The organism is Bradyrhizobium sp. SZCCHNR3119, from assembly GCF_032487775.1.
In the GTDB taxonomy this organism is placed as follows: Bacteria; Pseudomonadota; Alphaproteobacteria; order Rhizobiales; family Xanthobacteraceae; genus Bradyrhizobium.
In genome coordinates, this window is the sequence record NZ_JAUEUV010000001.1 from 345,188 (window position 1) to 365,258 (window position 20,071).

General features: G+C 62.7%; 20 protein-coding genes. 5 read left to right on the forward strand and 15 right to left on the reverse strand.

What is annotated here, in order from left to right; all coding sequences use genetic code 11:
• Positions 1-25: 25 nt before the first annotated feature.
• The 8 genes from flgK to fliD form a co-directional block, all read right to left on the reverse strand.
• Positions 26-1,783, reverse strand: coding sequence for a flagellar hook-associated protein FlgK (flgK, locus tag QX034_RS01690; RefSeq protein ID WP_315727871.1), 1,758 nt, complete (start codon positions 1,781-1,783; stop codon positions 26-28).
• A 27-nt stretch (positions 1,784-1,810) separates the two neighbouring features.
• Entirely contained in the window at positions 1,811-2,263 is a 453-nt protein-coding gene (locus QX034_RS01695; RefSeq protein ID WP_315727869.1) for a flagellar protein FlgN, read from the reverse strand.
• Between the two features lie 21 nt (positions 2,264-2,284).
• The gene (locus tag QX034_RS01700; RefSeq protein WP_315727867.1) at positions 2,285-2,557 is read right to left on the reverse strand and encodes a hypothetical protein; all 273 of its coding nucleotides are present in this window, start codon (positions 2,555-2,557) and stop codon (positions 2,285-2,287) included.
• A gap of 2 nt (positions 2,558-2,559) precedes the next feature.
• On the reverse strand, positions 2,560-3,861 hold the full coding sequence (gene flgE, locus QX034_RS01705; RefSeq protein ID WP_315705558.1) for a flagellar hook protein FlgE: 1,302 nt from the start codon (positions 3,859-3,861) through the stop codon (positions 2,560-2,562).
• Positions 3,862-3,883: 22 nt separating this feature from the next.
• Positions 3,884-4,546, reverse strand: coding sequence for a flagellar hook assembly protein FlgD (locus tag QX034_RS01710; protein ID WP_315727865.1), 663 nt, complete (start codon positions 4,544-4,546; stop codon positions 3,884-3,886).
• 305 nt (positions 4,547-4,851) lie between these two features.
• Entirely contained in the window at positions 4,852-5,142 is a 291-nt protein-coding gene (locus tag QX034_RS01715) for a hypothetical protein (RefSeq protein WP_315705556.1), read from the reverse strand.
• Between the two features lie 256 nt (positions 5,143-5,398).
• The gene (locus tag QX034_RS01720) at positions 5,399-5,827 is read right to left on the reverse strand and encodes a flagellar export chaperone FliS (RefSeq protein WP_315705555.1); all 429 of its coding nucleotides are present in this window, start codon (positions 5,825-5,827) and stop codon (positions 5,399-5,401) included.
• On the reverse strand, positions 5,827-7,386 hold the full coding sequence (gene fliD, locus QX034_RS01725) for a flagellar filament capping protein FliD (protein ID WP_315705554.1): 1,560 nt from the start codon (positions 7,384-7,386) through the stop codon (positions 5,827-5,829). The genes QX034_RS01720 and fliD overlap by 1 nt, the downstream gene beginning before the upstream one ends.
• Position 7,387: 1 nt before the next feature.
• Between fliD and QX034_RS01730 the strand changes: the two genes are divergently transcribed.
• Entirely contained in the window at positions 7,388-7,555 is a 168-nt protein-coding gene (locus QX034_RS01730) for a hypothetical protein (RefSeq protein WP_315705553.1), read from the forward strand.
• A 42-nt stretch (positions 7,556-7,597) separates the two neighbouring features.
• On the opposite strand, the gene QX034_RS01735 is transcribed toward QX034_RS01730, so the two are convergent.
• Complete coding sequence (locus QX034_RS01735) at positions 7,598-8,425, reverse strand: flagellin (RefSeq protein WP_315705552.1); 828 nt, start codon at positions 8,423-8,425, stop codon at positions 7,598-7,600.
• Between the two features lie 137 nt (positions 8,426-8,562).
• Positions 8,563-9,267, reverse strand: a complete 705-nt coding sequence (locus QX034_RS01740) for an RNA polymerase sigma factor (RefSeq protein WP_315705551.1) — start codon at positions 9,265-9,267, stop codon at positions 8,563-8,565.
• 532 nt (positions 9,268-9,799) lie between these two features.
• Between QX034_RS01740 and QX034_RS01750 the strand changes: the two genes are divergently transcribed.
• From QX034_RS01750 to QX034_RS01760, 3 genes are read left to right on the forward strand one after another with little or no spacing between them, the layout of a single operon-like run.
• Positions 9,800-12,274: an HAD family hydrolase gene (locus QX034_RS01750; RefSeq protein ID WP_409997634.1), complete on the forward strand. Its 2,475-nt coding sequence runs from the start codon at positions 9,800-9,802 to the stop codon at positions 12,272-12,274.
• 54 nt (positions 12,275-12,328) lie between these two features.
• The gene (locus QX034_RS01755) at positions 12,329-13,675 is read left to right on the forward strand and encodes a hypothetical protein (protein ID WP_315705548.1); all 1,347 of its coding nucleotides are present in this window, start codon (positions 12,329-12,331) and stop codon (positions 13,673-13,675) included.
• Positions 13,676-13,694: 19 nt separating this feature from the next.
• Positions 13,695-14,423 carry a formyltransferase family protein gene (locus tag QX034_RS01760; protein ID WP_315705547.1) on the forward strand — a complete coding sequence of 243 codons (729 nt, stop codon included), beginning with the start codon at positions 13,695-13,697 and terminating at the stop codon, positions 14,421-14,423.
• 102 nt (positions 14,424-14,525) lie between these two features.
• On the opposite strand, the gene bluB is transcribed toward QX034_RS01760, so the two are convergent.
• Positions 14,526-15,182: a 5,6-dimethylbenzimidazole synthase gene (gene bluB / locus QX034_RS01765; protein WP_315705546.1), complete on the reverse strand. Its 657-nt coding sequence runs from the start codon at positions 15,180-15,182 to the stop codon at positions 14,526-14,528.
• Positions 15,179-16,519: a cobyrinate a,c-diamide synthase gene (locus QX034_RS01770; protein WP_315745359.1), complete on the reverse strand. Its 1,341-nt coding sequence runs from the start codon at positions 16,517-16,519 to the stop codon at positions 15,179-15,181. Before QX034_RS01770 ends, bluB begins: the two co-directional genes overlap by 4 nt.
• Before the next feature lie 35 nt (positions 16,520-16,554).
• On the opposite strand from QX034_RS01770, the gene QX034_RS01775 reads away from it, so the two are divergent.
• Positions 16,555-17,694, forward strand: a complete 1,140-nt coding sequence (locus QX034_RS01775) for a cobalt-precorrin-5B (C(1))-methyltransferase (protein WP_316168563.1) — start codon at positions 16,555-16,557, stop codon at positions 17,692-17,694.
• Here QX034_RS01775 and cobM read toward each other — a convergent pair.
• The 3 genes from cobM to cbiE are packed head-to-tail and all read right to left on the reverse strand — an operon-like array spanning position 17,664 to position 20,055.
• Positions 17,664-18,425 (reverse strand): precorrin-4 C(11)-methyltransferase, encoded by a 762-nt coding sequence (gene cobM, locus QX034_RS01780; protein WP_316194949.1) that lies wholly within the window; start codon positions 18,423-18,425, stop codon positions 17,664-17,666. The two genes, QX034_RS01775 and cobM, sit on opposite strands and share 31 nt — an antisense overlap.
• Positions 18,422-18,826, reverse strand: a complete 405-nt coding sequence (locus tag QX034_RS01785; protein ID WP_316168694.1) for a cobalamin biosynthesis protein — start codon at positions 18,824-18,826, stop codon at positions 18,422-18,424. The genes cobM and QX034_RS01785 overlap by 4 nt, the downstream gene beginning before the upstream one ends.
• Complete coding sequence (gene cbiE / locus QX034_RS01790) at positions 18,823-20,055, reverse strand: precorrin-6y C5,15-methyltransferase (decarboxylating) subunit CbiE (RefSeq protein ID WP_410050926.1); 1,233 nt, start codon at positions 20,053-20,055, stop codon at positions 18,823-18,825. The genes QX034_RS01785 and cbiE overlap by 4 nt, the downstream gene beginning before the upstream one ends.
• Between the last annotated feature and the right edge of the window lie 16 nt (positions 20,056-20,071).

A 20,071-nucleotide genomic window follows, 5' to 3' on the forward strand; every position in this document is an offset into this window, starting at 1 on the left:
GACACTGTTCTCTCGTCCCGACTAACTAACCCGACTGCATCGCGGTGATGAGCGACGAGAACATGCTGTTGACCGCCGAGATCAGCTGCGAGGCCGCCGCGTATTTGTTTTGCAGCGCGCTGATCCGCGCCGTCTCCTCATCGATATTGACGCCAGTCTCCGAGGATAGCGAACTTGCGTAAGTGGATTGCGCAGTCGTCTTTGCCGTATACGCCGAGGACGCTTGCGACGCCTTACTGGCGACATTGGCCACGATCGCTGCGGCATAGTTGGCGAAAGAGCCGGTGGTGGCGCTCAGCCCACCGGCAGCCGAAAAGCTTCTGGAGCCGGTCAACGCGTTGTAGATACTGTTGATGACGGTCGCCGAACCGGAGGTCAACACCTGACTGCCCGTCGTCAACGTGGCGGAGCCATCGAGCGTATCCGTCGGCAGCCCCGAACTGCCGGACAAGATGCTGCTCCGAACCGCGAAGTCGGAGGCGCCGGTCCCGGTGACCAGATCGTTCATCCCGAAATAGTCGGAGAAGCCTACCCCGCTCACCGAGCTCGTCATGTCGTTGATGGCCACGCCGTCGCCGGACGTGGTCGAACCGATCACCAGATGCCCGCTGGAATCGATCGATGCCGAGACGCCGGAGATGCCGTTCAGCGCCGTCACGAGATCGCCGACCGTCGAGTAGGATGACAGGTCGAGATCTTGATAGGAAACCAGATTGCCGCTCTGGTCGGAGACCGCAATCCGGACCGAACCGGTCGCCGACAAGGCATCCGTGCTCGTGACCGACGCCGTACCGGTCAGACTGGTCGGCGCCGGCACCGAGGATGCCCCGTTGGTGATCGCGTTCAGCGTCGATTTCAACTGCGTCGCAAGTTGGTCGAGCTGCGACTGTTCGGCCGGCAACGTCTGGTCACGCAGCGTGATCAACGCGCCAATCTTGCCTGAAGTGATCTGCGAGGTGATGTCGACCCCGTCGACCGTGATCCCGCTGAAGCCGCCCGAGCTATAGCTGGTCGACGCGGTGACATTTGCCGACGTCGAATAACTCAGTGTATGCGCCGACGAATCCACGAGCGCTCGCCCCGACGACGTGTAGACCTGCAAGTCCCCGTTCGATGCCGTGTAGTAGCTCACGTTCATATAGGACGACAGGTCTTTCAGTGCCGAATTTCGCTGATCCTCAAGATCCGCGGTCGATTGTCCGGCCGCGCCCATCTTCCTGATCTGGACGTTCAGGTCGGCGATCTGCTTCAGGTCGCTATTGATGCTGGTCACCGACGAGCCGATGTCCTGATCCGCGTTTGACCGCAGAGTCTGGATGCCCTGCGAGGTATCGCGCAATTGGGAGGCCACATCGTCGAGCGCGCTCACCACCGCCGACTGCAGCGAGACGCTGCTGGGTGAACTCGCCAGCGACGACAGCGCTGACTCCAACGACGCCAGAGAATTGGCGACCGAAGTGCCCGAGGTCGAGGTACCTGAGCTTGATGCGCGGCCGAACAGCTGCTCGAGCTGCGTCATGTAATTGTTGGTGGTGTCGGCCGAGCCGAGATCGGACGTGGCAGAGATCAACGACTTCAACAACAGCTTGTCGACATTGCTGCTGATCCCGGTGATGGTTACTCCGGTGCCGACACCGCCCGTCACACTGGTGGTCTGATCGGCAGTCTTCTTGGTATAGCCCGCCGTATCTGCGTTCGAGATGTTCGACGACGCCACGCTGATCTGCGTCTCTGTCGCCATGATTCCGCTGAACGCGATCAGCCGTGCAACATCGAGCGACATCGCTTTTGCTCCACTCCTATCCGCGCCTCAGGCTTGAACATTCGTCCCGTAGGATACCGCACGCGCGGTGCGGCGACCGCCCGATCCGTAGGGCGAGACGCTGGCGATCTGCTCACGGATCGCCTGCATGACCGCCTCGATCCGGCGATTGCTCGCCTCGATCGCCGCCCGCAGCCGCATCAGATTCTCGTCCATGGCCACCCGCAGGTTCAGGATCCGCTCCATCAGCTGCTCGCGCAGGACCCGATCCTGGACATGCAGGCTCGCGGTCCTTGCCGCGCATTCGGCGACGCGCTGCTCAAACAGACCCGCAAGACGGTTCTTGTCGTCGAGCTGCTTCGAACGCGACGCCGGCAGGCCTTTGGCAAGCTCCAAGTTCTCCTCGGACACCACCGCCACCAATTCGTCGATCAATGCGATCAACGATTTCACACCATCATCGCCGCCGTGGCCGGGTGCGGCCTGGATTGCTGGATTCATCTTGTCGCTCCCGTATCGTTCTCAATGACCGTTCCGCTGCGGCGAGCCGGCCGTCCGCGCCACACGCGCATAAGTGTTCAATGCCGCGACCCTGACCGCCGCCAGCTTCCGTTCCTCGTCGAGCAGCGCACACTCGCGCAGCAGCTTGCGACGTACCGTCTCGATATCGTCGATCAGCGCGAGCAACTGCATTCGATCCGCACCGTGAACCCCAGCCGCACGGATCTTCAGCCGGCGCAACCGGCGCAGCAATGCCTCGCCCTCACCGAGCCGTTCTTCCTTCAGATCGGCCATGATCACCTCATCGCCGAGATCAGGGTGTCGAACATCTTGTTCACCGACGTGACGACCTGGGATGCCGCCGAATAGGCCTGCTGAGCCGAGATCATGTTGCTGAACTGGCCTGTGGTGTCGGTCGTGCTCGATTCAAGCTCGCTGCCATAGACGGTGCCGGCGCTGCCCTCTCCCGAGGTCTGTAGCTTTGCCGTGCCGGAGTCCGCAGTCGCGGTATACATGCCGTCGCTATGGGCCTGCAGACCATTCGGATCGGCGAAAGTCGCGACGGCCACCTTGTAGATCGGAACGGTCTGGCCGTTCGAATAAGTCGCCTCGACGACGCCTCCCTGGCCGATCGATACGTTGGTCAGCGTACCCAGCGCGGTACCGTCCGAGTTGGCGCTGAAGTCAGTGACGCTCGGCGTGGTGCTGCCCGATGACAGCTGGGTCAGGCCATTCGTGCCGCCGTTCTGCGTACCGAAATTCATCGAGATCGCGCTGCTATTGGCGCCGTCAGTCCACTGGATGTTGAGGGGATCCACCTCACCCGTGGTGGCATCCGTCGGCGAGACGGTGCTGAGGGAGCCGTCACCGTTGAACGTGATCGTATAGGTGGCGGCGCCGCCATTGACTCCGATCGAGCTGACGTCGGAGGCGTTCGCCGGCGCGAAAGTCGCGCTCCACGTGTTACTCGCGGTTTTGGTCCAGGTGACGTCGAGCGTGTGCGCGTCTCCTAAGGAATCGTACACCGTCATCGAGCTGCTGAACGAGCTGCCGTCCGTCGGCGTCGTTGTCGTGGAGGTGTTGACGACCGCATCCGACGGCAAATTGGCGGTAATTGTCGACTTGGTCGTGGCACCGCCGTTCGACTTCGCGATATCGGTCTTGACCGGCTCGAGCCCGCTGCCAACGACGTTGCCGTTGGCGTCGGTGCGATATCCTTCCAGATAGTAACCGTTATTGACGAGATAGCCGCTGTTGTCGGTCGTGAACGCGCCATTTCGCGTATAGGACGTGGATCCCCCTGCATTGAGAGAATTGGTCACGACGAAGAAGCCGGAGCCAGAGATCGCAACGTCCGTGGCATTTGTCGTAGCCGACAACAGTCCTTGTTGCGTGATATTGGAGCGACCGGATACGGCGACGCCGCCGGACGAATAGGCTTTGCCGCTCGTTCCCGTTACCAGCTGATCGAACATCCCCGAGGTGGTCTTGTAGCCCGTCGTATCGGCATTGGCGATGTTGTCGCTGATCATCGCAAGCGACGAGCTCTGCGCATTGAGCGCAGAAATCGCCGAGGAAAGTGCTCCAGAAAGACTCATAATCCAACTCCGAATAATGCTGTCAGGAGGTTACGCCGATGATGTTCGCGGCACTGACCGACGCGCCGCTCACGGTAAGCGAGGGCGTGCTGGTCGAGGTGTCGATACCGGTCACGGTGCCCGTGATCGTCGTGTAGTTGAGGACCGAAGTGCCGGCTGCGTTGGTCGCCGACACCGAGATCGTGTACTGTCCGCCGTCACTGAGCTGATTGCCGGATGAGTCTTTGCCGTCCCAGGTGAACGAGTTAGACCCCGCATTGCCGGTTCCGGTGCCGGTCCAGACAGTGTTGCCGGAGGAGTCCTTGATCGAGATCGACACGTTGGAGGCGACTGAGGACAACGAATAACCGTAGGTCGCCGATCCGTTGGACAGCGTCGCAGTATCGCTCTTCGCCTCGACCGTGTGGCCGATGTAGTTGACCGAATTCAGCGTCACCAGGCTGGAGAATGAGCTCGCCAGCGAGCTCATGCTGGTGTTGGTCGCCGATTGCTCGGTGAAGGTGGCGTAGGACGTCATCTGGTTGACGAAGTCCGTGACGCTCGTCGCATTCAGCGGATCCTGGTTCTGCAGTTCGCTGACGAGCAACTTCAAGAAATCGGTCGAACTCATCGCCGTGCTCGACGACGAACTGGAGGACGACGTTGATGAATTCGAGGTCGTTGAACTCGTTGCCGAAACCGTCATGGCAAACTCCGGACCTGCTCGTGTGGCTCACGCGCCGGGCCACGTCGCAAGCTTGCGATCATGGCGGCGTTTGCAGATCAAACGGACGGCACGCCGAATTCAGGCGGAGAAAGATTGGGCGGAATTATTTGATAAGACGGCAGAATTTGCCGCCGCGCCGCCATGCAGGCGGCAAAAAAACCGATCGACTCGGCCCTGTCGAGACCGGCAGCACGGTGCCCAAACAGAATGGATTAAAATAAGAAACATGGACGCGACGTCGCGTCCGGTAAGGCGCCGGCGAAGCCTATGCGCCCTGGAAGCGATCAGCCCGGATGCGGCGCGTCGACGACGGCCTCAACCGTCCCCTCGTCCGCCGCTGGCGTCACCGCCTCGAGCCGGCCCGCCGCAGCGACGATTCGGTCGGCCAGACCGGCCGGCGCGCGAACCGCTGGCGACGAAAGTGCCTGACGCAACGCGCGCGCCTCTTCGAGCAGCGCGCGTGCTTCCGGCGATGATGCCAATAATTCTGCTGCAATCTGACGCTGCCCTTCGGGCCAGCAGGAGACGTCCTCTCCCAATCGATCGATCAGATCTTCGAATTCCCTGACGTCCATCGTCCGCCCAATCCAGCGTCTCCCGGAGCGTCATAAACCATTCGTGGGCAACACGAAATTGATATCACTTGTCGCAGCAGACCCCCCTAACATGATACCTCAATCCAAGCGAACCGGCAGCATAAATGCACACTACGATGCACAATCGCGACCCAAACCGCGGACGGGGGCGAGCCCCTCCCAGACCCGATTCGCCGAGGTCCGCGAATCAGGCCAGCCGGCCAGAGCGGCGCTCAGTTGCGCCGCAAGGCGACCGTCAACGTCGCGGGATCGAATGCCCGGCAGAGCGTGGCCCACCCTTGGTCGCGGCATCGGTTGCCTCCCAGGCATCCCGCAGTTCGGCAATGCTTGCGATGATGCGTTGGAAGTTTTCCCGCATGTGCGGGCGACCATACGAGCGCAAGGCCGCCAAAATCAGCGAATTGTAGGTCCGGAACAACCGCTCCGCGACCGCACCGCCACGGACCGAATCGAGATGGTGGCTCAAACCACGCAGGATGGCGGTTGCCCGCGTCAAGTGTTCATGCCCTTCCTCGAAACGTCGCGCCTCCTGGGCGTGCAGCGATTTCTGCAAGTACATGGCGGCGCCGTTGAGCAGCATGATCACGGCTTTGAGCGGCGGAACTGCAACGGCTGCACCGCGGTAGGCCTGGTTGGCGCGATAGGCCATCGAACTCTGTGTCATCAGTTACTCGAATTCACATTGAGAAGAGCTTTGAGATAGGTCAGCGTGTTGTTTGCGCTCTGAATCGCGGCTTGATACTTGGCGTATTGCGTCTGGAGCTGGGCCTTATATGTCGACGCAGCACTCTCGATATCGTTGACCTTGCTGGTCATCGTATCGTCCTGGCTCGTCAGATTATCGATCAGCGTCTGCAAGGAGCCACTGGTGCCCGAAGCATCCTTTGCGAGCTGATAGATCTGCGTGGCAAGGCCCTGGGTCGACGTCACCGTGATCGATTGTGAGGTCGAACCGGTATAAGTGAAGGCCATTCCCGCATAGATGGTTCCAGAATTGCCGATAATGGTGTTACCGCTGATCGTGAATAGCGAGCTATCCCCTCCAACCGAGGCCGAGGTGAGATTGCCCGAGGAATCGACGGCCACGTCGAGCGTAAACGATTGCGGCGAGGTTCCGGTGTTGACGACGCTAAGCTGACTGGACGACGTCGTCGTCTGTGCCGACAACAGCGCCGTCACACCACTCAGATTGGTGCTGAGGATCGTCGACAACGTCCCGGTGTCAAGCTGCAGTTCGTTCTTGCTGTTGAAAGAAAGGCCGAGATCAGCCATCGTCATGCCGCCTACCGAAGTGCTCAGCACACTCTGGAGTTGGTTCATGATGTCGCGCATGGTGCCGTCGCCGAACAGCACCGCGCTCGACGAGGCGGTACCGTCTGAATTCGTGGCCTGTTGAGCGATCACAGCGTCCCGAAACGCGTTGTAGTTCGTCACGAAAGTTTGCAGAGCTGACTGAATCTGGCTCGTATCCGTGCCGATGCTGACGTCGATCGAGGTGCCGCTCGGGGTGGCCTGCAGCAGGTTGAAGGTAACCCCGCTCAGCACGTCCGAAACGTCGTTGGTGTCGCGGGTCAATGAGACACCATCGAGGGTGAAATTCGCCGCCTGCGCCGTCTGCAGCACCGTCGAGAACGCCCCCGAGCTGTCGGTTACGCCAAGCTTGTTCAAAATGTCGTCGCCGGACGTGCTCGAATAGGTGATATTGGCGGCATCCTGGGTTCCGGTCAGCACCAATTCGTAGGAGCCGGTCGAAACCTGGAGGATCGATGCCTGTACATTCGTGGTGGAAGTCTGGGCATTGATCGCGTCGGCGACGTCCTGCAGAGTCATGCTGCTCGTCACCGTGATGCTCGTTGTGCTGCCCCCGGAAAGACCGAGCGTAAATGTTCCGGAATAGCCGAGCGCGGTGGTCTGGCTGGACTGGCTGCTGCCGGCGACCTTCTGGGCCGTCGCGATCTGGCTGATCGTCAGCGTGTGATCACCGGTCGCCGCACCACTGTTGACCGACATCGACAGCGCTGACGAGGCGCTCACATCGCCGGTCGAGCTGAGGGTTGCCGCGCGGGTTGCGAAAACGTTGGTCGCGAGCGAATTGACGACCGAGGTGGCCAGCGAGGCCAAGCCGGACGAAAGCGTGCTGAGATTAGTCTGCAGTGTCTGGTAGGCCGAGATTTTCGCCTGGTTGGCGGTGATCTTGGTCTGGATCTGCGTCGCCTGCGTCAACTTGGCATTGACGGCGGAGTCGATCAGACCGGTCCAGTCGATGGAGCTGGTCGTGCTGGTGCCTGATGTCGTGACGGAGCTGGAGCTTGACGAAGATGACGAGGATGACGTCGTACTGCTCGTGCCCGAGGTCGCGCTGCTCACTGTCATGATTTGGGGCCCGCCTTAGCAAGTGCCGGGCCGGCATCGCGCCGGCCCGGAAGATCGCACATCAGCCGAGAAGCTTCAGCAGATATTGCGGCATCTGGTTTGCCGCGGCTTCCGCCGAAACGGCCGCCTGGGTCTTCACCTCGGCGGACGACAGCGTCGCCTGCTCGGCGGCGATATCCACGTCCTTGATCGCCGAGTTGGCGGACTGCAGGTTCTGGGTCTGGGTCGAGATCGAGTCGGCGCTGAAGTTGAAGCGCGATTCCTGCGCGCCGATCTCGGCGCGCGCCTTGGAGACCGTGTCGATCGCGGTGTCGAGCGCCGACAGGGCCGCGGTGGCGCCGCTCTGGGTGCTGACGTCGAGCGAGGTGATCGCGAGAGAGCTCGAGCTCAGGTTGGAGAGCGTGATGTTGATGGTATCGGAGCTGGAAGAGCCGACCATCACGGCGACGCCCGACGTGAAGGTGGCGCTGCTGCCGTCGAGCAGGCTGGTGCCGCTGTAACGGGTACCCGACGCGATCGAGTTGACCTGGCTGATCAACTGCGAGAACTCCGACTGGATGTAGGTGCGGCTGGAGTTGGTCGTGGTGCCCGAATCCGATTCCGAGGCCAGCGACTTCATGCGCGCCAGGATGTCGCTGATGTTGGAGGCCCCGCCGTCGGCGGTCTGCAGGATCGCCGTTGCCTGGGAGACGTTGGTCGCGGCCTGCTGCAGCGTGGTGATGTCCGAGGAAATGCGGGTGGAGATCGCGAGACCGGCAGCGTCGTCGGACGCTGAAGTGATACGCGAGCCGCTCGACAGCTTCGAGAGAGCGCTTGTTTCCTGGTTCGAGTTGATGTTCAGGTAGCGGACGGCCGAGTTGGCCGCAACGTTGGTGGAAATTGCAGGCACAGTGAAGACTCCTGAGTGGTCGGCGCGACAGGCCGGATCGTGGAAGGACTGACGGTGCGGATCAGCCCCGTCTGTTCGATCAAACGGAGAGTCGTGCCGGGATCAGGCGAAAATTCTTTCCGCCGTGGAGCTTATGATTAGCAGTCGGTAAACGCACCGCGGATGTCGCGCTCGTGCCGACGCAGCAATTCACGCAGCTGTTGGCGCCCGCGCTTGAGCAGCGACTCCACCGCGGCGATGGTCGTGTCCATCACGTCGGCGATCTCGCCGTTGCTCATATTCTCATGATAGGACAGGATGACTGCAACGCGCTGCTGCTCAGGCAGCCTCTGCATCGCAGCCTCGAGCAGATCGTTCATCTCGGCGCGTTCGATGACGCTGCTGGCGTCAGGCTTGGAATCCGCAACCTCCGGAACGACGTCGACATTCTCGGTGCGCGGCTTGCGCCGCAGATCGATGCAGCGATTGCTCACCACACGATAGAGCCAGGTCGAGAACTTCGCCCGGCCGTGCTGCCAGCGTCCCCGATGAGTCCAGACCTTCAACATCGTGTCCTGCACGACATCCTCTGCATCGGCTGCGCTGCCGACGATCCGCAACGCGATCGCGTAGGCGCGGTCGATGTGACGCTCGACGAGCTGCCGAAAAGCCGTCTCATCCCCGGTTGCCAGCCGATCGAGCAGATCCTTGTCCTCGTCGAATACGGCATCGCTACAGGGGGGCGCGCCGTCCGGCACGATTGCGGCCGACTCTTGCCAAGGCACCGTCGCAACCTCTTGCTGGGCCGGTTCCTTGACCGCCTCGAACTCGGCGGGAGCCCAGACATCAAGCGCGTAGCTCATTCCTCAATCTCCAACCCCCAGCGCCGAATGCACAGACTCCAAACGGCTTCCACCCCTTGAACGCCGCAGGCGAGCAAGTCAGGCGAACTATTTTCGTTATTTTTCAATAGCTTAGAGGGAATGTTTTGCCCACCTGCAGGCAAAAAATGCCGGACGGAGCGACGCCGCCGTCCAAACAGAGACCAAGTGAAGCATTCAGTCCGCATCGCAGGACATTCATCTGGAAAGGAAAATCAGCAGGAAACGCAGCTGTTACGCGGACTCTACGTGGCTCATGCGGCAGGCGCACGAGGCGGAAGATGATCGGCTCTGCTGAGCAGAGTCTCGCACGAAGCGATCTCAGCACTCGGCAATTTTTTCCGAATCACGAACTCAAAACTATCCGATTTTTCGAATCTGTCAGTCGTCACGCGCGCGTTTTTGAACTGCGCGATGATTTTTTTGAAATTCGAGCGCCTGATTTGGTGCGACCGACCGTTAATAGCATACGGAGCGGGGGATTTTTCAGATGAAGGTCGCAGCGGTCGGCGCAATGCGTCGAGCGAAGCTTGTTGCTGCGTGCTCGTTCGATGTTTTCGATACGTTTGTAGTACGCGCCTGCACTACGCCGGATGGCGTTTTCGAACGGACTTATGAGCTCTCAGGCTTATCTGTCACGCATCCGAATGTTACAGAACATTTCACTCAGCATCGCATTCGCGCGGAAACGCGCGCCCGCGATGAGGCCAAGAAGAAGCGTGGATCGGCCGAAGTCCGGATCACCGACATATATTCTTTCTTTCCTTTCAAGCTGTTTGGACTCGATCGCGACGCTCTGAACGACCTGGCTGTTGCCGAGTTTCGCGCCGAGCTCGATCTCTGCCGCACCAACCCGGACATGCTTCAGCAATATCTGGAAATGAAGCGGCAAGGTTTTCGCGTCGGCTTTATTTCGGACACCTACTGGACCACGAAGCAGCTTGCTCATTTGTTGCGCAACTGCTGTCCCGACTTGAGCTGGGATTTTCTGTACGCCTCATGCGAGCATGGCCACGGCAAGAGCGAAAAGCTGTTCGCCAAATATCTTGCCGAGCAGAAGGTCGACCCGGCGAAGTCGTTTCACATCGGAGACAATGAGCGCGCGGACATCCAGGGTGCGCGCCGGCATGGCATTCGGCCCCGCTACTATCCGCAGGCGAGCGCCCAATTGGCCTCCAAGCTGCAGCGGGAAGCCGCGTTGTTCGAGCTCTTGTCGCCGGGCCGACCGGCCCGACTGGATCATGGGCTGCGCACCTTGCGGCGAATGATCGCCGCCCAGACCGCGGAACGATCTCCCGCGTTCCATCTCGGCATGACGGTGATCGGCCCGGTCATGGCTGCATTCGAGGCCTTTATCGAATCCCGCTGTGCTGCGTTGAGGCAGGCCAGCGGAAAGGTGGCCCTGGGCTTTCTCGGGCGTGACGGCTTTCTCTCGCATCGCGTTTGGCAGAACCGACGTGATGATGCCCACTACATCGAGGTGAACCGCCGCGTGGCCGTGATCGCCGCCGCCGACACGCTCGAGCCGCTGCGCAAACTGCTTGAGACGATTCCCGCACTCGACGCACACAGCTTCTTCGGTATCAGCAAGGTCCTGCCACCGGCTGTGGCCAACTTCTTCGCCACCCATTCCGATGGTGTCGTCAAGGGTTCGGAACTTGCGGACGCCCTTCCCGACCTCATGAGCCGGCGTGAAAGCATGCAACTCGCCTCCGGCATGCGGTCGCGTCTGCTCGATTATCTCCGTGCTGCAATTCCCGAGTTCGACTCCTGCACAGACCTGGTGCTGGTCGATCTCGGCTATTCCGGCAGCGTGCAGAAGGCCTTGCGCCGCGTCTTCGACCGCGAAGGCGTCAAGATCAGGCTGCACGGCACCTATCTGCTCTCCGTCGACGATGCATTTCACGATCTCCCGCGAGGCGACAGCGCCAGCGGCCTGATCTCCGACCTCGTCGTGACGCCGCACATGAAGCGCGCCCTCCTCCGTAACGTCGCGCTGCTCGAACAGCTGTGCAGCTCTGCGGAAGGATCCGTCCGCGACTATTGCGGCAGAGACGTCCTCCACGAAACCAATCCGCTTCCCGCCGCGCAGCTCGCATGCGTGGCCGAAGTCCAGGCCGGCGCCATCGCGTTTGCCTCAGCTGCGCGCGATTTGGCGGCGACCTATCGGCTCCAGCCATTCATCCCGTCGGATGTCTCGGCACGCTGGACCGCGGCGACCTTGGCCCGCCTGCTGTTGCTCCCGGATGACGACGAACTCGCTTTGCTCGGAGGCTTCCAACATGACGTCAATCTCGGGACCGCTACGCTGCAACCGTTGATCGACAGAAGCTTCATCGATAATCAGCTGATCGCCCGTGGCCTTAGCTCTGCGTGCGCCGCCGAGGAGCCGCCGATGTGGCTGGCCGGAAGTCTCGCCTCGATCTCGCCCGCGCATTCCTATCTCTACACGCTGTTCGGCGCCAACCGGCTGCCGCCCGACGTGTTTGGCGAAGCGGCCTGCGACAGGCTCGAGGTTGGCCTATTCAAGGCCGACGGTTCTGCTTCGATGGAACAAATTACCCTATACCGGACGGGGCTCGGCGACATCAGGATCCGCATTCCAGTCTCACGCGGGATGAAGATCGAGATGATCGTGCTGCCGCTCGCCAAATTTGCACGCGCGGGAATTCTGCATGGCATCACCGTTCAGAGCGGCGAGACCGTCGCGGAGGCAGCCAAGTCTGCCGACGTAACAGCCCTTCCCGACGATAGACTGACGTTTGCAAACCTCGAACGTCAGGGCCGCCACTATCACGCCACGAGCGAGGACGGCTGCCTCATCGTTCCAGTGCTGGCCGCCAAGGGCGATGTCAGTGTCTACACCGTCGCTCTCACGTCTCTCAACCATGATCGGATTAGCACCAGCCGACCGGCCGCGTCCGATGAGAACCCCTGGCGAATGATCGCGTCCCAACTCGGCGAACAAGGCACGGCAACGGCGACATGATTAGTCCGCCTGATCCGACGTCGTGATCCGTTCTAGCTCCGAGGAGCCAGGAGCATGATGGGCAGCAACACCGACCGGACCGACGATACCAGCACAGCGCTTGGAGGGGTGTTGAAGTCTCAAGGAGTCAAGCTTGGCGATGCGCAAAATCGCCGGATCGAATGGCTGATACGCAGCTTCGGTCGCGCCGAGATCTGGGGAAGCGGCGCCCGCCCCGGAAGCGGCCGTGTTGTCATCGTGATAGACCCACCGAGCGGCGCAGGCGCGGAGCTATTATACCGCTCGTTGGATCCGACGGCTGCGGTCGTGATCCCGTTCGGCGAAAATCCCGCCTTCGACTTCCTGAAGTCCAAGCTGTCGGAATTCGGAACGGTCGGCACATGCGGTGCCGACGGCCCTCATGAACTCTGGTGGGGCGGCCTCCACTGGAGGTCACCGGCCAGCGCGACACAGGTTAAGGGCCCCCTCGTCGTGTCCTGCTATCCCCGTGCACTCGGCGATATGACGGCCTACCATTTGAAGAGCTCGCTGGAGCGGCTCGGGTTGAGCTTCATTGTCGAGGCTATCGACAGCGTTCACGACGACCGCATGCTCGCATTCGAGAAGGCCGACTTCATTGCCCGCATGTGGGAACGGCACGCTCAGCCGCTACTATTCGTCGATACCGACACGATGCTGCAGTCCGCACCGGAACTGCCGGTCGAAGCGGCCTGCGATTTCGCCGTCCACAAGTGGAACGGCTGGGAGATGTCGGCGCGCACCCTGTATTTCGGGCGCTCGAATGCCGCCGAAGCGATGCTGCGGACATGGCAGACCCTCGCCCATTCCTATCCTGCCGTGTGGGAAGCCTATCTGCTAGACCAGGCCTGGAGCCTGACCTCGTCGCAAATTCCGCTCGACACGCTCTGGCTGCCCCGCGCCTATCACGCCATCGCCGGCGAAGCCGGCGCGAAACTCGCGACGATCGTCCATAATCTCAGACCGACGACTGCAGATCTCGGTCCGGATTCGGACTTTGCCGATAGGGTCCGGGCCGCGCGACGTGCCGGCCGCATCGGCGCACGGGACGCGTTGCTCGTGCTCAATTCGGCGGTCCGATCGAACAAGGCGGTCACCGTGATCCTGCGCGACTTCGAAGCCGCAGGAGCGCGCGCCACCGCAGCCAGCATCCAGGCCGTGACCAGCGCGTTCGCTGCCGACTGCGGCGGCTTCGCGCGGCTCGAGCTGTCGCTCTGCCCCTGGCAGGACGATGTGCAAGTCGCAAAAGAGGCCGCATTCCTCGCCGACAACCGGGTGATCGAGATCGCTCCCACACAGAATCTTCCGAGTGATCTGTTCCGTTCGCTCGCGACCTCCGAGTCCGCGATGCAACCGGCCCGCGTGATGCGCAATCCCCGCTGAATTCAGGACCCGAAGCCACATGCTCAACACGATCATCCTTCTGACCGGCAGCCGCGACCAGCAGATGGCTTTGACCGAACTGCTCAAAGCGCACAATCCGGGCCTGTCGTTCCGCTGCGCCGTCACCCTGGCCGAGCTCGAAGCCATCGACCCCGCGGTGCTCACCAACGCGCGGCTCGTCGCATTTACGACGGGCGTGATCGTCCCGGCACGCATCCTTCGCGCGCTCGGCCATGGCGCCTATAATTTCCATCCAGGTCCGCCGGACTATCCGGGCTGGGCTCCGGCCCATTTCGCACTCTACGACGATGTCAAACGCTTCGGTGCGACCGCGCATGTGATGGAAGCGCGCGTGGATTGCGGCGCTATCGTTGGCCTCGAAGAATTCGACATTCCCGACGGCATCGAAGTCCGCGGCCTGGAACAGATGGCGTTCGTGCGGCTCGCTTATCTGTTCTGGCGCATGGCTCGCGACATCGCCTGCGAAAGCGCGCCGCTGCCGGCGTTGGAGGTTGCGTGGCACGGCATCAAGAGCACGAAGCAGATGTATGCTGCGATGTGCGACATGCCCGCCGGCATCGCGGCGACCGAGATGAAGCGCCGCATCCGAGCCTTCCACGACGACTTCCGCGGCATTCCGCTGACGGTGACGCTGCATGGCATGCGCTTTCAGCTCGTTGGCGCCACCGCACCCCAACCGATTGCAGCGGTGGTCGTGGAAGCGCCGCCGCTCGCGCTCGCGTCCTAGATCATGATGCGATTACAAGGAATCGCATCATGATCTCATCTCTTTGATTGAGTATGATCTTTTCGGAAAACCGGTTTCCACTTTTCCGAATCATGCTCTAACTCAACGTTTGAGCGGCTTGACCGCGGCGTCGCACAGCCGCGCCTCCCAGCCATGACGCTCCAACTCCGGATCGTCATGCTCCTCCTCCGGCCAGCCGACGCAGAGATAGGCTATGAGCGTCCAGTCCGGCGGCAGGTCGAGCGAACTGCAGGCTGCCTGCGGATCGAGGATCGAAACCCAGCCGACCCCAAGTCCTTCTGCGCGGGCCGCAAGCCAGAAGGTCTGGACCGCCGCGACGACGGAATAGCGCAGCATTTCCGGCATCGTCTTGCGACCGAGACCATGGCCGGTCTCGGTCGCTTCGTCGGCGCAGACCACGAGATGCACCGGCGCCTGGGTCAGCCCTTCCAGCTTCAGCCGTGCGTAGATCGCACGCCGCTCGCCGTGATAGCCTTCCAGCGCAGCCTGGTTCGCGGCCTTGAAGTTGGCTACGATGGCGGCACGCCGTCTCGGATCTTCGACCAGCACGAAGCGCCAGGGCTGGCTGAAGCCGACCGAGGGGGCGTAGCACGAGAGCGCCAGCAGCCGCTCGATCAGCTCCGGGCTCACCGGCGCGGACAGGAAGCGGCGGACGTCGCGCCGCCAGCGCACCAGCTGTGCAAAGCGATCCTTGAACGCGGCGTCGAACTTCGGCGGCTCCGGTTTCGGCTCGCTCATGACGCCTCTCCGCTCACGGCGTGAAGAAACGATCCGCTGACCGGACCGCGGCGCGCCCCCGGCTCTGCGATGGCGCCGCCCACTGCATCACAACACTCGATCAGCGGATCGTCGGCTTCCGCCAAGATCGAAGCATAGTGAAATTCGTGGCCGAACACGATCGCATCCCGTGCGCCGAGCGCGCAATCGGCGAGCAGCCGCGCGCGACGGTAGCCGAGATGGAGCCGCCGCTTGGCGAAGGAGGTCTCGAGCGACAGCAGACCCGCCATGGCGTGGCGAGCCCCCTGCGCATCCTCCAGGCCGGTCCCCAACACCATGTAGCCACCGCATTCGCCGTGGATGCGCGCCCCTCTCTCGGCCGCAAGCCGCAAGCCGCCGAGGAAACGATCGGCCGCGGCCAGCCGGCCGGCATGCAGTTCCGGATAGCCGCCCGGCAGCCATACGGCATCGGCCGACCCGTCCGGGGCCTCGTCCGCCAGCGGTGAAAAGGTCACGATCTCGGCACCTGACTCACGCCAATGGCGCGTGAGATGTGGATAGCTGAAGGAGAATGCAGCATCCGAGGCCAGCGCGATCCGTTGCCCCGGTGGCTTGATCCCGAAGCCTGCGGCGCCCGCATCATGTGACCCGCCCGCCATCGGCCGGGCCAACGAACTGATCACGTCGAGATCGGTGGTTTCGCAGATCCGATCCGCTAAACGATCAAGATGCTGCTCGATCGATCCGATCTCCTGGGCCTGAACCAGGCCAAGATGCCGTTCCGGCAGCACGAGCTCTTGGTCGCGGATCAGGGCGCCCAGCAGCTTGATCCCGATCCGCACGAAAGCGGGCTCGATCAACGCGCGATGCCGCGCACTGGCGACGCGATTGAGGATCACGCCGGCAATCTCGATGTCGTCGCGATAGCGTGCGCAGCCGAGCGCGACCGCGGCGGCCGTCTCGGCCTGACCGCTGACGTCGATGACCAGTACGACGGGCCAACCAAGCAGCGCCGCCAAGTCGGCTGCCGAGCCCCTGCCCGCACGACCCGAACCCGGCGCGCCGTCGAACAAGCCCATGACGCCTTCAACGATGGCGAGATCGGCACCGGCCGTCGTGTCGCTCGCCAACCGACGAAGCTGCGGCGCCGACATCGCCCAGCAGTCGAGATTGTAGCTCGTCCGCCGGGCGGCAACCGAATGGAAGGCGAGATCGATGTAATCCGGTCCGCACTTGAACGGTTGGACCCGCGTTCCACGCCGGACCATGGCCCGCATCAGCCCAAGCGCGATCGTGGTCTTGCCGGCGCCGGAACGCGGCGCGGCGATGATCAGCCCTTTTGGTCCGGCCACCGTCATGGCCGTGGTACCGTTCCAACGCAGCAAACTGTGCTATGCGATCGACGATGACTGAAACCGTGGGAGCACCGGAACGTCCCCTGAAGCGTGGCTGGACCACAGGCAGCTGCGCCACTGCTGCTGCCCGCGCGGCTTATGAATTTCTGATCACGAGAACTTGCCCCGCAATGGTCGAGATCACTTTGCCGAGCGGCCAGCGAGTCAGTTTTGCGGTCGCGATGCACGAGGGTGACGCGAGCGCCGCCACCGCTGGTGTCATCAAGGACGCCGGCGACGACCCCGATGTCACCCACGGCGCACTGATCAAGGCGACCGTACGGCGCGGGCCTGATGGTTCGGGTATCGTGTTCCGGGCCGGGCCAGGCGTCGGCACCGTGACCAAGCCGGGACTGCCGCTGCCGCCCGGGGAGCCCGCAATCAATCCGGTGCCGCGACAGATGATCAGCGCGGCGGTCCGCGAGGCAGCCGCCGCATTCGACAGTCCTTCCGACGTAATCGTCGAGATTTCCATTCCCGGCGGCGAGGAGCTTGCAAAGAAAACGCTCAACCCGCGGCTTGGCATTCTCGGCGGTCTGTCGATCCTCGGCACGACGGGAATCGTCATTCCCTTCAGCTGCGCGGCCTGGATTCACTCGATCTATCGCGGCATCGACGTCGCACGCGCGTCCGGGCTTGCGCACATCGCCGGCGCGACCGGATCGACCTCCGAGAAGGCGGTGCAGCACTTGTACGGACTGCCGGATGCGGCCCTGATCGACATGGGCGATTTCGTCGGCGGCATGCTGAAATATCTTCGCCGCCATCCGGTCAAGCGCGTCACGATCGCCGGTGGCTTTGCCAAGATGACGAAGCTCGGCCAGGGCCTGCTCGACCTGCATTCGCGGGCCGGAGAAGTCGATCGCGCCTGGCTCGCGGACGCGCTGTCCGACGCCGGTGCGCCCGATGCGCTTGTGGGTGCCGCGCGCGGCGCCAATACGGCGCTGCAGGTTCTCGACGAAGCCAAGCGGCTGGCTTTTCCGGCCGGCGACGTGGTCGCACGCGCAGCGTGGCGCACCGCAAGGCGTGCGCTTGGCGATGGTATCGCCCTCGACATTGCGGTGTTCGATCGCGTTGGGCAGCTGGTCGGACAGTACGACGGTGCTGATCATTCGCCTCTCCCACGAAAGCGGCGCTGATAATCGGCATCGTAGAGAGCGCTGGCCCGAAAATCCTTTGCAGCGAGTGCCTGCCCGACCAGGATCAATGCCGTACGCTCGATCGGATCGGACTTCGTCGTCGCAACGATCGTGCCCAGCGTTCCGCTGATGATGCGCTGATCCGGCCAGCTTGCGCGATAGACGATCGCGATCGGGCAGTCGGCGCCGTAGTGAGGCACCAGTTCCTCCACCACGCTTTCGAGGACATGGATGGAGAGATGGATCGCGAGCGTCGCCCGGGATTGCGCGAAAGTGGCGAGCGTCTCGGTCTCCGGCATCGCCGAGGCTCGGCCGGAGGTGCGCGTCAGCACCACCGATTGCGCCAGGCCCGGGAGGGTCAGTTCACGCCCCAGCGCCGCGGAAGCCGCGGCAAAGGCCGGCACGCCCGGCGTAACCGTGAATGGGATTCCAAGCTCCTCGAGCCGCCGCAGCTGTTCGCCGAGCGCGCTCCAGATCGACAGATCGCCCGAATGCAGCCGCACGACGTCGTCGCCGGCTGCGGTCGCCCGCGCCATCTCCGCAATGATCTCATCGAGCGCCAATGGTGCGGTGTCGACGATGCGCGCGTCAGGCGGACAATGATCCAACAGCGCCTTTGGCACCAGCGAGCCGGCATAGAGGCACACCGGACAGCGTGCGATCAGGTCGCGGCCGCGGACCGTGATCAGATCAGGCGCACCAGGACCGGCACCGACGAAATGCACGGTCATGCTTGGAACTCCCCGGCAGCCTGCCCCTCTCCTTCCGCGAGCGCGCAGGTCGCCGTCGCATTGGCGATGCGGGGCAGGATCAAACGAGCATGCGCGCCGGCGGCCGCCAGCGCCGCCGTCTCCGCCACCGACGGCACCCCTTTCAGGTGCAGCACGCGATCGCTGTTGGTGACTGCGCTATGCGACACTCTGCCAAGCTCGCTGGCGACGATACCGATGAGCGGACGTCCCAGCCGACGCGCGGCTTCAATGATCCCAGGCTCCTCTGCCTTGGCGCGCTCGGTCGCGACAACGCCAATGGACTCGGCCTGCAACGCTGCCATCGTGAGCGCCTCGGCGATCAGTCTCTCAATATCATCCGCTGATGCGTTGCGGCGGCAGCCGATCCCGAGCGCGATCATGGCTTCGTCACCAGCCATTGCGTGACCGGCATCGCCGGCTTCCAGCCATGCATGGTGCCGATTGGTCTCACATGAGCCACGGCCACACGGACCAATTCGCCGCCATGCTTGTGAAACAACTCAGTCAGCCGCGCCTCGCCTTCGAGCGAGACGGCATTCGCCACCAATCGGCCGGCCGGGTTCAGCCGAGACCAGATTGTTTCGAACACACCTTCATCTGAGATGCCGCCGCCGATGAAAACCACGTCAGGCCACTCCAGATCGTTCAGAGCGGCCGGCGCGGAGCCGACGATGATCCGGAGATCCGGCGTGCCCAGCGCAATGGCATTGCGCGCCGCGCGATCGGCACGATCCTGTCGCGCCTCGATCCCGACGGCACGCAGCGATGGATGTCGCAACAACCACTCGATCGCGATCGACCCGGCCCCAAGACCGACGTCCCAGAGCAATTCGCCCGGCCGCGGCGCCAGCGCTGACAATGTCACGGCGCGAATTTCGCGCTTGGTCAGCTGCCCGTCATGCTCGAACAGGTCATCCGGAAGACCAGGCGCCAAGCTGATGATCGGCGCATCCGGATCGGCAACGACTTCGATCGCGATCGTCGTCAGCGCGCCGATGTCCGTGAGATCGAATTCCTTGGCAATTGCCCGACGCACCCGCTCCTGCGGTCCGCCCATTGCCTCCAGCACGGTCAAGCGCGAGTGGCCCATGCCACGCGACGACAACAGCACCGCGAGCTTCTTCGGCGTCGAACCGTCCCAGCACAGCGCGACGATCCGCGCACGCGGACTGAGATGACGAATGATGCCTTCCAGAGCCCGGCCGTGCAGGCTGATTTGCGCGACGTCCTGCAGCGACCAGCCGAGCCGCGCCGCGGCCAGACTGAACGACGACGGCTGCGGCAGGCACAACATCTCTTCGGCGGCAAACCGCTCGACGAGCTGTTTGCCCACGCCATAGTTGAAGGGATCACCGCTCGCGAGCACAACGACGGCCTTACCGCGTCGCGTAGCGATCTCGTCGAAGGCAAGATGCAACGGGCTCGGCCAAGCCAGCCGCTCGCCGGAGATCAAGGAGCGCGCAAGTTCCAGATGGCGCGCGCCACCAACGACAAGCGATGCGCTTGCAACCAGCCGGCGCGCGAGCGGCGACAATCCGTCCGCGCCATCTTCGCCGATTCCAACGATGGACAGCCAACGTGTCGCGTTGCAAGCTGCGGCCGAACTCATCACGGACCACACCCTT

Bases quoted from the DNA above. Each gene is read 5' to 3' on its own strand.
- flgK (WP_315727871.1), bottom strand. From the start codon at position 1,783: ATGTCGCTCGATGTTGCACGGCTGATCGCGTTCAGCGGAATCATGGCG.
- QX034_RS01695 (WP_315727869.1), bottom strand. From the start codon at position 2,263: ATGAATCCAGCAATCCAGGCCGCACCCGGCCACGGCGGCGATGATGGT.
- QX034_RS01700 (WP_315727867.1), bottom strand. From the start codon at position 2,557: ATGGCCGATCTGAAGGAAGAACGGCTCGGTGAGGGCGAGGCATTGCTG.
- flgE (WP_315705558.1), bottom strand. From the start codon at position 3,861: ATGAGTCTTTCTGGAGCACTTTCCTCGGCGATTTCTGCGCTCAATGCG.
- QX034_RS01710 (WP_315727865.1), bottom strand. From the start codon at position 4,546: ATGACGGTTTCGGCAACGAGTTCAACGACCTCGAATTCATCAACGTCG.
- QX034_RS01715 (WP_315705556.1), bottom strand. From the start codon at position 5,142: ATGGACGTCAGGGAATTCGAAGATCTGATCGATCGATTGGGAGAGGAC.
- QX034_RS01720 (WP_315705555.1), bottom strand. From the start codon at position 5,827: ATGACACAGAGTTCGATGGCCTATCGCGCCAACCAGGCCTACCGCGGT.
- QX034_RS01740 (WP_315705551.1), bottom strand. From the start codon at position 9,267: ATGAGCTACGCGCTTGATGTCTGGGCTCCCGCCGAGTTCGAGGCGGTC.
- QX034_RS01750 (WP_409997634.1), top strand. From the start codon at position 9,800: ATGCGTCGAGCGAAGCTTGTTGCTGCGTGCTCGTTCGATGTTTTCGAT.
- QX034_RS01755 (WP_315705548.1), top strand. From the start codon at position 12,329: ATGATGGGCAGCAACACCGACCGGACCGACGATACCAGCACAGCGCTT.
- QX034_RS01760 (WP_315705547.1), top strand. From the start codon at position 13,695: ATGCTCAACACGATCATCCTTCTGACCGGCAGCCGCGACCAGCAGATG.
- bluB (WP_315705546.1), bottom strand. From the start codon at position 15,182: ATGAGCGAGCCGAAACCGGAGCCGCCGAAGTTCGACGCCGCGTTCAAG.
- QX034_RS01770 (WP_315745359.1), bottom strand. From the start codon at position 16,519: ATGACGGTGGCCGGACCAAAAGGGCTGATCATCGCCGCGCCGCGTTCC.
- QX034_RS01775 (WP_316168563.1), top strand. From the start codon at position 16,555: ATGCGATCGACGATGACTGAAACCGTGGGAGCACCGGAACGTCCCCTG.
- cobM (WP_316194949.1), bottom strand. From the start codon at position 18,425: ATGACCGTGCATTTCGTCGGTGCCGGTCCTGGTGCGCCTGATCTGATC.
- QX034_RS01785 (WP_316168694.1), bottom strand. From the start codon at position 18,826: ATGATCGCGCTCGGGATCGGCTGCCGCCGCAACGCATCAGCGGATGAT.
- cbiE (WP_410050926.1), bottom strand. From the start codon at position 20,055: ATGAGTTCGGCCGCAGCTTGCAACGCGACACGTTGGCTGTCCATCGTT.